Annotated in this window: 12 protein-coding genes; 8 read left to right on the forward strand and 4 right to left on the reverse strand. The window is 72.4% G+C overall.

Annotated features, from left to right (window positions below; translation table 11 throughout):
- Positions 1-1,958: ATP-binding SpoIIE family protein phosphatase (locus tag J7E97_RS10230; protein ID WP_251054203.1), on the forward strand; the 1,958-nt coding region annotated here is incomplete at its 5' end.
- A 121-nt stretch (positions 1,959-2,079) separates the two neighbouring features.
- On the opposite strand, the gene J7E97_RS10235 is transcribed toward J7E97_RS10230, so the two are convergent.
- Positions 2,080-4,341 carry a transglycosylase domain-containing protein gene (locus J7E97_RS10235; protein ID WP_215024688.1) on the reverse strand — a complete coding sequence of 754 codons (2,262 nt, stop codon included), beginning with the start codon at positions 4,339-4,341 and terminating at the stop codon, positions 2,080-2,082.
- 275 nt (positions 4,342-4,616) lie between these two features.
- On the opposite strand from J7E97_RS10235, the gene J7E97_RS10240 reads away from it, so the two are divergent.
- From J7E97_RS10240 to J7E97_RS10260, 5 genes are all read left to right on the forward strand, one after another.
- The gene (locus J7E97_RS10240; RefSeq protein WP_215024691.1) at positions 4,617-5,603 is read left to right on the forward strand and encodes an SPFH domain-containing protein; all 987 of its coding nucleotides are present in this window, start codon (positions 4,617-4,619) and stop codon (positions 5,601-5,603) included.
- Entirely contained in the window at positions 5,600-5,911 is a 312-nt protein-coding gene (locus J7E97_RS36795; protein ID WP_215024694.1) for a hypothetical protein, read from the forward strand. The genes J7E97_RS10240 and J7E97_RS36795 overlap by 4 nt, the downstream gene beginning before the upstream one ends.
- A 132-nt stretch (positions 5,912-6,043) precedes the next feature.
- A complete protein-coding gene (locus tag J7E97_RS10250; RefSeq protein WP_215024696.1) occupies positions 6,044-6,568 on the forward strand; it encodes a PadR family transcriptional regulator in 525 nt (174 codons plus the stop codon).
- Positions 6,565-7,254, forward strand: coding sequence for an ABC transporter ATP-binding protein (locus tag J7E97_RS10255; RefSeq protein ID WP_215024699.1), 690 nt, complete (start codon positions 6,565-6,567; stop codon positions 7,252-7,254). The genes J7E97_RS10250 and J7E97_RS10255 overlap by 4 nt, the downstream gene beginning before the upstream one ends.
- Positions 7,251-9,608, forward strand: a complete 2,358-nt coding sequence (locus J7E97_RS10260; RefSeq protein WP_215024702.1) for an FtsX-like permease family protein — start codon at positions 7,251-7,253, stop codon at positions 9,606-9,608. The genes J7E97_RS10255 and J7E97_RS10260 overlap by 4 nt, the downstream gene beginning before the upstream one ends.
- Before the next feature lie 151 nt (positions 9,609-9,759).
- On the opposite strand, the gene J7E97_RS10265 is transcribed toward J7E97_RS10260, so the two are convergent.
- Positions 9,760-10,707, reverse strand: a complete 948-nt coding sequence (locus J7E97_RS10265; protein ID WP_215024704.1) for a hydrogen peroxide-inducible genes activator — start codon at positions 10,705-10,707, stop codon at positions 9,760-9,762.
- 133 nt (positions 10,708-10,840) lie between these two features.
- Here J7E97_RS10265 and J7E97_RS10270 point away from each other — a divergent pair, with 133 nt between their 5' ends.
- On the forward strand, positions 10,841-11,395 hold the full coding sequence (locus J7E97_RS10270) for a peroxiredoxin (RefSeq protein ID WP_215024707.1): 555 nt from the start codon (positions 10,841-10,843) through the stop codon (positions 11,393-11,395).
- A gap of 3 nt (positions 11,396-11,398) precedes the next feature.
- Positions 11,399-11,938: an alkyl hydroperoxide reductase gene (locus J7E97_RS10275; RefSeq protein WP_215024710.1), complete on the forward strand. Its 540-nt coding sequence runs from the start codon at positions 11,399-11,401 to the stop codon at positions 11,936-11,938.
- Between the two features lie 66 nt (positions 11,939-12,004).
- Here the strand turns inward: J7E97_RS10275 and J7E97_RS10280 are convergent, their stop codons facing one another.
- Together J7E97_RS10280 and J7E97_RS10285 are read right to left on the reverse strand one after the other, a co-directional pair.
- Positions 12,005-12,817 (reverse strand): hypothetical protein, encoded by an 813-nt coding sequence (locus J7E97_RS10280; protein WP_215024713.1) that lies wholly within the window; start codon positions 12,815-12,817, stop codon positions 12,005-12,007.
- A complete protein-coding gene (locus J7E97_RS10285) occupies positions 12,801-14,228 on the reverse strand; it encodes an AI-2E family transporter (protein ID WP_215024716.1) in 1,428 nt (475 codons plus the stop codon). Before J7E97_RS10285 ends, J7E97_RS10280 begins: the two co-directional genes overlap by 17 nt.
- Positions 14,229-14,376: the final 148 nt, after the last annotated feature.

Raw genomic sequence — 14,376 nt, forward strand, 5'->3', positions numbered from 1 at the left:
CCGCGGCGGCGGCCACCGCCGCCAGCGCCACCGCCAGCGCCCGCCAGGACGGCGCCGCCGCCGGATCCGCGTCCGGCCAGAGCGCGGTCACGGGCACGGGCACGGGTACGGGCACGGGCACGGGTCAGGGCGCCGGATCCGTAACGGCTTCCGCGTCCGTCGCCGGGCCCGAGACCATCGCGCGCAGGGAAGGCGACCGGCTGCGCTTCGTCGGGGCCGCCACCCGCCGGATCGCGCGCGGGATCGACCTCGACGAGATCGTGCTCGGGCTGTGCCGGGCCACCGTGCCGACCTTCTCCGACGCCATCCTCGTCTACCTCCGGGACCCGCTTCCCGTCGGCGACGAACGCCCCGTCGGACCGGTCGTTTTAAGGCTCCGGCGCACCGACCGACTCCGGCCCATCGACGAGTTCACCGGCGGCGCCACGGCCGCGGCCACGGGCAGCGGCACCGCCGGTGCCACCACCTCGGGCGGCGAGCTCGACTTCAGCCAGCTCGCACTGGTCGGCCCGCAGGGTGACCTGCCGGCCGCCGAGCTCTGCGAGATCCGCCCCGGAGGGGCCCTCGCCGAGGTCCTGCGCGGAGTACGGCCCGTCTTCGGCTCCTCCGCGGCCGCCCGCGCCGCGCTGCCGGAGCTGCTGGGCGCGGACCACCCCGTACCGCGCGGCCAGCGGGCCATCCTCGCGCCGCTGCGAGGCCGGCGCCGGGTCATCGGCGCGGCCGTGTTCCTGCGCACCCCCGAGCGGCCCGCCTTCGAGACGAACGACCTGCTGGTCGCCGCGCAGTTGGCCACCCACACCGCGCTGGGCATCGACAAGGCCGTGCTCTACGGGCGCGAGGCGTACATCGCCGACGAGCTCCAGCGCACGATGCTGCCCGACAGCCTCCCCCAGCCCACCGGTGTCCGCCTCGCCAGCCGCTACCTGCCCGCCGCCGAGACCGCCCGGGTCGGCGGCGACTGGTACGACGCCATACCCCTGCCCGGCAGCCGCGTCGCACTCGTCGTCGGCGACGTCATGGGCCACTCCATGACCTCGGCCGCGATCATGGGTCAGCTCCGTACGACGGCCCAGACGCTGGCGCAGCTCGACCTGCCGCCCGCCGAGGTCCTGCACCACCTGGACGAGCAGGCGCAGCGCCTGGGCTCCGACCGGATGGCCACCTGCCTCTACGCGGTCTACGACCCGGTCGCCCACCGGATCACCATCGCCAACGCCGGCCACCCGCCGCCGGTCCTGCTGCACTTGGGCGGCCGCGCCGAGGTGCTGCGCGTGCCCCCGGGCGCTCCCATCGGCGTCGGCGGCGTGGACTTCGAGGCCGTGGAGCTGGACGCCCCGGCCGGGGCCACCCTCGTGCTGTACACCGACGGGTTGGTCGAGTCCCGGCTGCGGGACGTGTGGACCGGCATCGAGCAGCTCCGCGAGCGCCTCGCCACGACCGCGCAGCTGACGGGGCTGGACCATCCGCCGCCGCTGGAGGCCCTGTGCGACGACATCCTGGACATGCTGGGCCCCGGCGACCGGGACGACGACATCGCGCTGCTGGCGGCCCGCTTCGACGGGATCGCGCCCAGTGACGTGGCGTACTGGTTCCTGGATCCGGAGGAGACCGCTCCGGGCCGGGCCCGCCGGTTCGCCCGCCGCGCGCTGGCCCGTTGGGGGCTGGAGGAGCTCGAGGACTCACTGGAGCTGCTGGTCTCGGAGGTCGTGACGAACGCCGTGCGGTACGCCGAGCGCCCGGTCACGCTGCGCCTCCTGAAGACGGACGTGCTGCGCTGCGAGGTCGGCGACGACTCCCCGCAGCTGCCGCGCCAGCGCCGGGCGCGGGACACCGACGAGGGCGGGCGCGGCCTGTTCCTGGTCAACAGGATGGCCCGCCGCTGGGGCGCCACCCGGCTGAGCAGCGGAAAGGTCGTCTGGTTCGAGCTCGCCCTGCCCGGTTCGCCCGACCGGCACTGAACCGCGGGCCGGGAGCGGGACCGGCGCCGTACAGACCACCGCCCCGCAGGCTGCGTGCCTGCGGGGCGGTGGTGCGTACGGCGCCCGGGCCGGGTCGGACCCGGCGCGTGCGCCGCGGCGCCTACAGGTTGGGCATCGGCGGCGGAGCGGGCGTCGTGGGGGGCGTCTTCGAGGGGGTGGGCGTCGGCTTCGACGGGGTCGGGGTCGGCGGCGGGGTCGTCGGAGGCGTCTTCGACGGGGTCGGGTCCGGGGTGGGCGTCGGCGGCGGCGTGGTGCTCGGCGCCGGCGGGGGGGCGGACTGGCTCGACGGGCTCGACGGGCTCGACGGGATGGTGCTCGTCGGCGGGGCCTGGGTCGGGCCCATGTCCGCCTCGTCGAGGTCGAAGGAGGAGCTCTTCTCGCCCTTGAGGGCGGCGAGCGTGTAGTTCTTCCAGATCGCGGCCGGGAAGCTGGAGCCACCCGCGCGGCCGCCGCCCGCGGTACCCGTCAGGGAGGTCTGGACGTGGGTGCCGGGCTCGTCGCCGAACATGGCGACGACGGTGACCAGGTCCGGGGTGAATCCGGTGAACCAGGCGGCCACGTTCTTCTCGGTGGTACCCGTCTTGCCGGCGGCCTCGTAGGCCGAGCTCCTCACCGCCTTGCCGGAGCCGTCCTCGACGACGCCGGTGAGCACCTTGGTGACCGTGTCGGCGGTCTTGCGGCTGATGGCCTGGTCACCGATGGGTACGACCGGCTTGAACTCGCGGGTCTTGTGCTCGGCCGACTTGATGATGTTCGGCGTGACCTTCTTGCCGTGGTTGTCGAAGGTGGCGTAGACCCCGGCCATCTCGGCGGTGTCGGCGCTCATGGTGCCGAGCGACATGGCCGGCTTGTCCGCGGGCCAGCCCTCGCGGTCCTGCATGCCGAGGGCCAGGGCCGTCTTCTTCGCGTTCTCCGGCTTCGTGTCCACGATCATCTGGGCGTAGACGGAGTTGACCGACGAGTTGGTGGCGGACTGCACCGTCATCATCGGGTTGCCGTAGTCCTTGTCGTCCTGGTTCTGCGGGTTGAACGGGATGCTGCTGCCCACGACTTCGCGCTTGCTGGTGCCGTCGTAGAGGGTGTTCGGGGTGATCGGCTTGCCGCCCTGCGTGGTCGACTTGTTCTCCAGGGCGGAGGCGAGCACGACCGGCTTGAAGGTGGAGCCGGGCTGGAAGTCCTTGCGCAGGGCGTTGCTCGCCCACTGCTCGCTCAGCCCGGTGCCGCCGTACATCGCGAGGATCGAGCCGGTCTTCGGGTCGACGGAGGTGGCGCCCGCCTGGACGGCGGAGTCGACGGCGCGGCCCTTGCGGTCGAGCTTGGACTCCAGCTCTTCCTGCACGGCCGCCTCCAGGGCGGCCTGCTTCTTCGGGTCGATGGTGAGGGTGATCTCCCAGCCGCCGAGCTTGAGTTCGGCATCGGTCATGCCGGTCTGGCGCTTGAGCTCTTCGTCCGCGGCCTGGAGCAGGTAGCCCTTCTGGCCCTCCATGCCCGCGACCGGCTTGGGTTTGATCGGCTCCTGGAACTGCATGGTCTTGCGCTTGGCCGCGTCCAGTTCGCCCATCTCGACCATGTTGTCGAGTACGGCGTTGAAGCGGACCATCACGAGGCGCTTGCCGTTCGGGCCGGCGGTCGCCCAGTCGTACTGGTTGGGGGCCTGGAGGAGGGCGGCGAGGTACGCGCCCTGTTCCAGGGTCAGCTTTTCGGCGTCGACCCCGTAGTAGGCCTGGGCCGCGGCCTGGATGCCGTAGGCGTTGCGCCCGTAGAAGTTGGTGTTGAGGTAGCCCGCGAGGATCTCGGGCTTCTTCATCTTCTGGTCGACCTTGAGGGAGATGACCAGTTCCTTCAGCTTGCGCGTCGCGGTCTGGTCCTGGGTCAGGTAGAAGTTCTTGACGTACTGCTGGGTGATCGTCGAGCCGCCGGCCTTGCCCTTGCCCGTGGCCGTGTTGAACAGGCCTCGGGCCACGCCCTTGAGGTCGACGCCGCGGTCCTCGTAGAAGGACTTGTTCTCGATCGCGATGAAGGTGTTCTGCACGTCCTTCGGGATCTTGGCGATCGGCACGATCTGACGGTTGGTCTTGCCCACCTGGGCCAGGACCGTGCCGTCGGCCAGCTTGTAGACGTTGTTCTCGGTCAGCGCGTTTTCGTTCGGGTCCGGCGGTTCTACGGAGAAGTAGAGGCCGACCAGGGCCACCATGCCGAGCAGGATCATCCCGAAGAAGGTCCCGAGGATCTTCTTCCAGGTGAAGAAGCGTCGTATGCCGGTCGGCTTGCCGGCCTTCCCGCCCCCGTCTTTGACGCGCCCGCGCGGCGCTCGTCGCGCACCGCGCTGCTGCTGCGCCTTTCGCGCTTCTGCTCGGCCCATCGCTCCCGCTCCGCTCGATTACCCCCGATGCCAGCTCAGAAAGCTAACACCGCAGGTTGTGACAAAGGCTGGTGAACCAATGCCAATTCCGGTCAATTCGGACGTGAGAATCAGCACCCGCCCCAATGGAACCGACGCGTGCCGGGCCTTCCGGGTTGCCGCGGACTGCCGACGGGCTGTCAACGGACTGTCGACGGACTGTCGACGGACGCAGAAAAGTGATATCACTTTGCTAGGCAGTCCGACCGGCTGCCGCTGAAGGAACGGGGCAGACCATGACGAACGAGACGGGCACGACGACCACGTCCACGACCACGTCCACGACCGCGTCCACGACCGGGACCGCGATCGAGACCGGCACCGGGATCGCCGCCACCGCCGACATACGGGAGTTCCCCGCGCGCAGCGTGGGCGGCGGGCTCGCGCTGCTGCTCGGCCTGGCCGGGGTGCTCGGCGGGGCGGGCCTGATCGCCATCGGCGCGGTGGCCGGGGCCGCCGCGGCCAAGGGGAGCCTGATCGCGGCGGGCGTCGCCTTGATCATCGCCTCCGTCGTCGCCATGAGCGGGCTGAACACGGTCGCGCCGGGCGAGGCCCGCGTGGTCCAGTTGTTCGGCCGCTACCGCGGCACGATCCGCATCGACGGACTGCGCTGGGTCAACCCGCTGACGTCCCGCCTGCCCCTCTCCACCCGGGTGCGCAACCACGAGACGCCCGTCATGAAGGTGAACGACGCCTACGGCAACCCGATCGAGCTCGCGGCGGTCGTGGTGTGGCGGGTCGAGGACACCGCCCGGGCCGTGTTCGAGGTCGAGGACTTCACCGAGTTCGTCGAGACCCAGACCGAGGCGGCCGTCCGGCACATCGCGATCGAGTACCCCTACGACGCCCACGAGGACGGCGGCCTGTCGCTGCGCGGCAACGCCGAGGAGATCACCGAGAAGCTCGCCGTCGAGCTGTCCACCCGGGTCGAGGCGGCCGGCGTCCAGATCATCGAGTCCCGCTTCACGCACCTCGCGTACGCCCCGGAGATCGCCTCGGCGATGCTCCAGCGCCAGCAGGCGGGGGCCGTGGTCGCGGCGCGCAAGCAGATCGTCGAGGGCGCGGTGGGTATGGTCGAACTCGCCCTGAACCGCCTCGCGGAGCAGGACATCGTGGACCTCGACCCCGAACGGAAGGCGGCGATGGTGTCCAACCTGATGGTGGTCCTGTGCGGTGATCGCGCGGCCCAGCCGGTCATCAACACGGGCACCCTCTACCAGTGAGCCCCGACGGCGGTACGCAGCCCGCGGGAGGGTCCGGCGCGGCGGAGCCCGGGGACGCGGAGCCCGGCGCCGCGGAGCCCGGGACCGCCGCCGGGTCCAAGCCCGCCCGGCAGGCCCGCAAGCAAGTGCTGCTGCGGCTCGATCCGCAGGTGCACGACGCGCTCGCGCGGTGGGCGGGCGAGGAACTGCGCAGCGCCAACGCGCAGATCGGGTTCCTGCTCCGCCGCGCCCTGGCCGAGGCCGGCCGGCTGCCCGGCGGGGCGGGACCCATCCCGCCCCGCGGGCGGCCGCCGAAGCCCCCCGCCTGATCCCGCGCCCGCTGCGCACCGCTCGACCAAGGACCCTTGGGGCACCTCGCCCCAGGGGTCCTTCTCGTCGTCCCGCCGACTACCGTCCCCCTCTATACACCGAGCGTATACACGGCGTGTAGAGTCCGCCTCATGTCCATCGCCCACACACTGCTCGGCCTCCTGGAGGCCGGGCCACGCCACGGCTATGACCTCAAACGCGCCTTCGACGAGACGTTCGGCCACGACCGTCCCCTCGCCTACGGGCAGGTCTACTCGACCATGTCCCGGCTCCTGAAGAACGGCCTCGTGGAGGTCGACGGGGTGGAGAGCGGCGGCGGTCCCGAGCGCAAGCGGTACGCCATCACCGACGCCGGCATCAGCGACGTCGCGGCCTGGCTCGCGACCCCCGAGAAGCCGGAGCCGTATCTCCACTCGACGCTCTACACCAAGGTCGTCCTCGCGCTGCTCACCGGCCGCAGCGCCCAGGAACTGCTCGACACCCAGCGCTCCGAGCACCTGCGCCTCATGCGCACCCTGACCCAGCGCAAGCGCAAGGGCGACCTCGCCGACCAGCTGATCTGCGACCACGCCCTGTTCCACCTGGACGCCGACCTGCGCTGGCTGGAGCTCACCGCCGCCCGCCTCGACCAACTCGCCCGGGAGATGCGCCGATGAGGATCCCGTCCGGCACCCTGCTCGCCGCCCAGGACCTGCGGAAGGCCTACGGGAGCACCCACGCCCTCGACGGCGTCGACTTCTCCATCCACCCCGGCGAGATCGTCGCCGTCATGGGCCCCTCCGGCTCCGGCAAGTCGACCCTGCTGCACTGCCTGGCCGGAATCGTCCCGCCCGACTCCGGCTCCGTCACGTACGCGGGCCGCGAGATCGCGGGCATGAGCGACGCCGGGCGCAGCGCCCTGCGCCGCAGCGAGTTCGGCTTCGTCTTCCAGTTCGGCCGGCTCGTACCGGAGCTGACCTGCCTGGAGAACGTCGCGCTCCCGCTCCGCCTGAACGGCGTGAAGCGCAAGGAGGCCGAGGCGACCGCGCTGGAGTGGATGGCCCAGCTGGAGGTGGACCACGTCGGCGGCCGTCGCCCCGGCGAGGTCTCCGGCGGCCAGGGCCAGCGCGTGGCCATCGCCCGCGCGCTCGTCACCCGGCCCCGGGTCGTCTTCGCCGACGAGCCCACGGGCGCGCTGGACTCCCTCAACGGCGAGTTGGTGATGCGCCTGCTGACCGAGGCGGCCCGCTCCGCGGGCGCCGCCGTCGTGCTCGTCACGCACGAGACGCGCGTGGCGGCGTACTCCGACCGCGAGATCCTCGTACGCGACGGCCGGGCGCGGGACATGGAACACGTCATATGAACCTGGCCACGAACACCCGAGCGTGGTCCCGCGATCTCGCCATGGGCGTCCGCTTCGCCTTCGGCGGCGGCCGCGACAGCTGGATCCGCACCCTGTTCACCGGGGTCGGCGTCGGCCTGGGCGTCGCCCTGCTGCTCGTCACGGCCGCCCTGCCCAGCGCCCTGACCGCCCGTACCGACCGCGGCGACGCGCGCGGCCCCGTCAGCACGCGCCGGCTCGACGGGCCCGGACCCGACACGCTGCTCATCGCGTCGGCCAACCAGGAGTACCGCGGCAAGGAGATCGACGGCGTCCTCATCAAGGCGGAGGGCCCGCACGCGCCCCACCCGCCGGGCCTGACGAAGATCCCCGGGCCGGGGCAGCTGGCGGTCTCGCCCGCCCTCGCCGACCTGCTGGAGTCCGGCGAGGGCGCGCTGCTGCGCGAGCGCCTGGGCGGCGAGATCACCGAAGTCATCGGCGACGCCGGCCTCGTCGGCCCGGGCGAGCTGGTCTTCTACCTGGGCGAAGACCGCCTCCAGCTGCTCCCGGGCGACGAGCCGGCCGCCGCCGAGCGGGCCAACGCCTTCGGCGACGACATCGAGCCGGACGAACTGGACCCGGTTCTGGCCCTGATGCTCGTCCTGACCTTCGTGGCACTGCTCATGCCGGTCGTCGTGTTCGTCGCGGCCGCCATCCGCTTCGGCGGCGACCGCCGTGACCGCCGCCTCGCGGCCCTGCGGCTGGTCGGCGCCGACGGCCGGATGGTCCGCCGGATCGCGGCGGGCGAGGCCCTGGCCGGATCCCTGATCGGGCTCGGGCTGGGCACGGCCTTCTTCCTGATCGCCCGCCGGCTCGTCGGCAGCGTCACGCTGAACCGGCGCAGCGTCTTCCCCGCGGACCTCGATCCGAGCTGGTGGCTGGCCGCGCTCGTCGTCCTCGCGGTGCCGGCCGCCTCCGTGGCCGTGGCGCTGTTCACGCTGCGCGGCGTGATCATCGAGCCGCTGGGCGTCGTACGGTCGGCAGGGCCGGTCCGGCGACGGATCTGGTGGCGACTGCTGCTGCCGGTCGGTGGCATCGCCCTGCTCGCGCCGGTGGGCGGGGTCGACGACCGCTTCACCTTCGACCGGGCGCGGGTCTGCACGGGCGTGGTCCTGCTACTGGTCGGCGTCACGGCGCTGCTGCCGTGGCTGCTGGAGCGCCTGGTGGGCGTACTGTCCGGCGGCCCGGTCTCCTGGCAGCTCGCCGTGCGCCGGCTCCAGGTCTCCAGCGGCTCGGCGGCCCGGCTGGTCAACGGGATCGCCGTCGCGGTGGCCGGTGCCATCGCCCTGCAGATGCTCTTCGCGGGCACCGAGTCCTCCTACACCGCGGACACCGGCCAGGATCCGGGCCGCGCCTCCCTGGCGGTCTCCGGCCACGGGTGGAAGGAGGCGGGCGCGGCCGAGGCGCTCGGCAAGGAGCTGGCCGGGGTGCGGGGCGTCGCCAAGGCCACGGCACTGACCCACTACGACGCGGCCGGTGAAATCCCCGCCGAGAACCGGCTCGTCCAGTTCACGGTGGGCACCTGCGAGGCCCTGCGGGAGGTCGCGCGCCTGGAAACCTGCCGGGACGGCGACGTGTTCGTCCTGAACGAGCCGACGCCGCAGGGCTACGGGAGGTACACGGACACCGCCCGGCCCGGCGAACAGCTCCTCGTCGGCGCCGTCATGGGCTACGCCGACCAGTCGCCCCCCGTGCGGTGGACCGTTCCGGCGGACGCCCGCACCGCGGCGAGCCGGGTGGATCCGATGGGCGACCTGCGCACCGGCGTGCTGGCCACCCCCTCGGCGGCGCCCCAGCTGGCCGGAAACGACCCGTACGGCACCGTGTTCGTGCAGCTGGACCCGGCCGTGCCCGACGCCATCGACCTCGCCCGGAACGCCGTCTTCCGCGCCGATCCGACCGCCTCGGCGGGCACGCTCGTCGCGACCCGCCGGGACTCCCAGTACGGCTCGATCCGCAGCGGCCTGTCCGTCGGCGCGGTCCTGGTGCTGGTGCTGATCGGCCTGAGCCTGCTCGTCGCGCAGCTGGAGCAGCTGCGCGAGCGCCGGAAGCTGCTGTCCGCCCTGGTCGCCTTCGGTACTCCGCGCCGGACGCTGGCCCTGTCCGTGCTGTGGCAGACCGCGCTGCCCGTCACCGTGGCCATGGCCTTGGCGGGCGCGGTGGGCCTGGCCCTCGGGTCGGTGCTGCTGGGGATGACGGGGATGCCCGGCCGCTTCGCCTGGGGCCCGGTCCTGGGGCTGGCGGGCGCCGGCGCGGGCATGGTCGTCCTGGTCACCCTGCTCAGCCTGCCGCCGCTGCTGCGCATGATGCGGCCGGACGGGCTGCGCACGGAGTAGCCCGCCCGGACCAACCGCCGCGCGCGCCCGGCCCCGTACGCGGTCGGCCCCGTACGCGGTCGGGCACGTACGCGGTCGGGCACGTACGCGGTCGGGCACGTACGCGGTCGGGCACGTACGCGGTCGGGCACGAAGCCCCGTACGCCCGTCTCTAGTCCGTCAGCCAGACGGGGAGCGGGCGTACGGCTTCGCGCAGCGCGTCGGCGACGGCCCGGAACTCCTCCTGCCGGGCCGTTCCCGTGCGCATGGCCAGCGCGACCCGCCGCGAGGGCGCGGGCTCGGCGAAGTACCCGGTGGCCAGCTGGTCGTTGCGGGCGGTCTCCAGGCGCAGCGCGGTGCGCGGCAACAGGGTGACGCCCAGTCCCCCGGCGACCAGCTGTACGAGGGTGGAGAGCCCGGCGGCGGTGGTGGTGACGTCGGCCCCGGTGCTGCGTCCGGCGTCGCGGCAGATGTCGAGGGCCTGGTCGCGCAGGCAGTGGCCTTCGTCGAGGAGCAGCAGCTGGAGTCCGCGCAGTGCGTCGCGCGGGATGTCCTTGCGTCCGGCCAGAGGGTGTTGGCGGGGCAGGAGGAGTACGAAGTCCTCGTCGAAGAGCGGCAGTTCGGTGACGCCGGGGACGCCGAGCGGCACGGCGAGCAGCAGCAGGTCGAGCCGCCCGCCGGCCAGGCCGTCCAGCAGCGAGGCCGTCTGCTCCTCGTGGACCTGGAGGTCCATGCGGGGGTAGCGGCGGTGGAAGAGCCCGAGCACGGTCGGCAGCAGGTAGGGGGCCACGGTGGGGATCACCCCGAGCCGCAGCACCCCGGTGAAGGGGGCGCGCACGGCCTCGGCCTCCTCCAGGAGCCCGCCCAGCGCCTCCAGCACGGCCCGCGCGCGGACCGCGATCCGCTCCCCGGCCGGGGAGAGCAGCACCTTGCGCGTGGTCCGCTCCAGCAGCCGCACGCCGAGGGCCTCCTCCAGCGCGGAGACGGATCCGGAGAGCGCGGGCTGGCTCATGCCGATGGCGGCGGCCGCGTCCCGGAAGTGCAGGTGCTCGGCGACGGCCGCGAAGGCGCGCAGCTGCGCGAGGGTCGGTTGTTTCGCTCCCCTGTTACCCACCGCCACTGATAGGCACCTCCGATCACTGCTCACTAGGGTAGCGATTTCCGCAATCAATGCAGCTGTGTCAGCATCTGAGACAGTCCAACCCTCACGGAAAGCCCCAAAAGGGCCACTTCCCCTCCCGCAAGGAGAGCACGTGCTCACTGTCGGTGACAAGTTCCCCGCCTACGACCTGACCGCTTGCGTCTCGCTCGAGGCAGGCAGCGAGTTCGCTCAGATCGACCACAAGACCTACGAGGGCAAGTGGAAGGTCGTCTTCGCGTGGCCGCTGGACTTCACCTTCGTGTGCCCGACCGAGATCGCCGCCTTCGGCAAGCTGAACGAGGAGTTCGCCGACCGCGACGCGCAGGTCCTCGGCTTCTCGCTCGACTCCGAGTACGTGCACCACGCCTGGCGCAAGGACCACGCCGACCTGCGCGACCTGCCCTTCCCGATGATGTCCGACATCAAGCGCGAGCTCTCGACGGAGCTGGGCATCCTCGGCCAGGACGGCCTGCCGATGCGCGCGGTCTTCATCGTCGACCCGAACAACGAGATCCAGTTCTCCATGGTGACCGCCGGTTCCGTCGGCCGTAACCCCAAGGAGGTCCTGCGGGTCCTCGACGCCCTGCAGACCGACGAGCTGTGCCCCTGCAACTGGAACAAGGGCGAGAGCACCATCGACGCCGGCGCGCTGCTGGCCGGTGAGTGACGGATGTCCCTCGACTCCCTCAAGTCCGCCATACCGGACTTCGCCAAGGACCTGAAGCTGAACCTCGGCTCGGTCATCGGCAACCAGGACACCCTCACCCAGCAGCAGCTGTGGGGCACCGTCCTGTCCTGCGCGATCGCCGCCCGCTCCCCGCGCGTCCTGCGCGAGCTGGAGCCGGAGGCGAAGGCGGCCCTGTCGCCGGAGGCGTACACCGCCGCCAAGTCGGCCGCCGCGATCATGGCGATGAACAACGTCTTCTACCGCACCCGCCACCTGCTCTCCGACCCGGAGTACGGCAGCCTGCGCGCCGGCCTGCGGATGAACGTCATCGGCAACCCGGGCGTGGAGAAGGTCGACTTCGAGCTGTGGTCGCTCGCCGTCTCCGCGATCAACGGCTGCGGCCAGTGCCTGGACTCGCACGAGCAGGTCCTGCGCAAGGCCGGCGTCGACCGCGAGACGGTCCAGGAGGCCTTCAAGATCGCCTCGGTGATCCAGGCCGTCGCCGTCACCCTCGACGCCGAGGCCTCCCTCATGGGCGAGTAACACCCCCGTACGCGCACCAGGGCCCCCGCAGCCTCCAGGCCGCGGGGGCCCTTGCGCACGCAGGGCTCAGCGCCGCAGTTTCGCCATCAGGCCGTGCATGTCGTCGATCATCGCCGCCTGGATCGCGTCGGAATCGGGCTCGGGCGGATCCGCCCCGGGCCCCGTGCCCGCCGTCGCCCGGCCGTCGGTCGCGTCGTCGGCGCCGCCCCTCCACACCATCACGTCCAGGGCGAACACCGCGCCCCCGTCGAGCACGCTCAGCCGCCACCACCTCCCGTACTCGGCCTCGGAGATCAGCGCCCGCTCACCGAGTCCCGGCACCGAGCGCGGGGACCGCATGACCGTGCCGATCCAGCCCACCGCCCCGGGATCCGCACCGAACTCCGGGTCGGGGTCGGTGCGTTTGTGCAGCGCCACCGAGACCTGGACCTCGTACGACAGCGAGGGCGCGGGCACCGGCTCCTCCGAGCCGGGGGGTGGCTTGCGCAGCATGCAGAGCGCTTGGTCCACGGCCGGGTGTTCGTGCAGCCTGGGGGTGTACTCCCAGCCGCCGACCTCGGCGAGCCGGGCCAGTACGGGCAGCTTCGCCTCGTCGCACAGGCTCAACGGCAACGCGTACCGCATCGGCGGCCGGTCGTCCCGCGGGGCCACCGTCCACCACGCGCCCGCCCACAGCACGGAGGCGAGCAGCGCACCGGCCAGCGCCCACCGCCAGGGCCGGCGGCCGGGCCCGCGGGCGTCCCCGTACGCGGCCGAACCGGCCGAAGTCACCGGCGTCGCCGACGGATCCGGTGGCTCGGCCGGATCCGGGCGCTGCGCGCCAAGCGGGCGCTCCGGCGGGCCGGACCAGCTTCCGTCGAACTCAGGCTCCGTTATCACCCTTACGTGTCTCCCCCGTCTCGGTGGGCGCCTGTCCCAAGGCCGTCGCCCCGCGCGGCCCGGGGCCGACCGGGGCGAGCCCGAGGTGGAACTGATCGCGGGAGTAGGCCCGCAGGTAGCCGACCACGGTGTTGGTGACGGCGACCAGCGGAACGGCGACGACCGCCCCGCCGATGCCGGCGACCATGCCGCCGGCCGCCACCGACAGCACCACCGCGAGCGGGTGTACGCGTACCGCCCGGCCCAGGATGAAGGGCTGGAGCACGTGCCCCTCGATCTGCTGCACCGCCAGGACCACCAGCAGCACCATGAGTCCGATGAACGGCCCCTGGGTCACCAGCGCCACGACCACGGCGAGGGCGCCGGAAATCACCGCTCCGACGAGCGGGATGAAGGCGAACAGGAAGATGAACACGGCCAGCGGCACGGCCATCGTCACATCGAGGAAGTACAGCCCGAGGCCGATGAAGATGGCGTCGATGAGCGCGACGAGGACCGTGCCGCGCACGTACGCCGTCAGGGTGCGCCAGGCGCGCGGACCGGCGCCCGCGACGCCGGGACGGGCGGCCGCCGGGAGCAGGCCGAGCGACCAGGTCCAGATGCGCTTGCCGTCGTAGAGCAGGAAGAGCGTGGAGAACATCGCGAGCAGCATGCCCGTCAGCACTTCGACGAGGACCGTCACGCCCTGCAGCCCGGCGGAGGTGATCTGCTCGGTGTTGGTGCCGATGGTCTCGCTGAGGTTCTTCGCGATGTCGTTGATCTGCTTCTCGGTCACGTGGAACGGGCTGTCCAGCGCGGCGAGTTTGAGCTCGTTGATGCCGTCGCGGAGCCGGTCGGAGAGGTCGTCGAGGTTCTCCATGACCTGCCAGACCACGAACCAGCCGACCAGGCCGATGACCACGAACCCGAGGATCGCGGTGACGGCGGTGGCCGGACCCCGGGGCATGCCGAGGCGGCGCAACCGGACCACGAAGGGCTGGAGCAGCGCCGTGACCAGGAGGGCGGCCGCGAAGGCGAGGACGACCAGGCGGACTTCGCTGATCACCTTCATCAGGATCCAGACCATCCCGGCGAGGAGCAGCAGCCGCCAGCTGGCCTCGGCGGCGACGCGCAGGCCCCACGGGATGACGGTGACCGGATCGGGCCGCGCGGGGACGGCGTATCCGGCGCGGGAGTGCGCCGGGTGCCCGGCACCCTCGAGGCCCGGTCCCGCGGCCGAGGTTCCGGCGGAGACCGCGAACGGGTCGGACGCGGCGGCCGCCGCCGCGACGCCGGCGTCGAGCGCCCCGGGGCGCACCGGCAGATCGCCTCCGGTCTCGGCCTCGACCTCCGCCCGCCGCTCGTCGAGCCTCGCCTCCATGCGGCTCAGCTTGTGACCGAGCCGGCCGAGCCAGCCTGCCGTTTTCGCCATGTCGTTCCCTTCCCCCCGCCCCGACCGCTTGCCCGGACCCACCTCGAATGACCGTACACGCGAGGAGCCCCGCACCGTAGGACGGATGCTGTTGGCTTATTCGGGGCCTGTGCGTGACGTCGGCCCTCAAGACCCGGTTGTGGTCTTG

Origin of the sequence: Streptomyces sp. ISL-66, assembly GCF_018614135.1 — a bacterium.
Classification (GTDB): domain Bacteria; phylum Actinomycetota; class Actinomycetes; order Streptomycetales; family Streptomycetaceae; genus Streptomyces.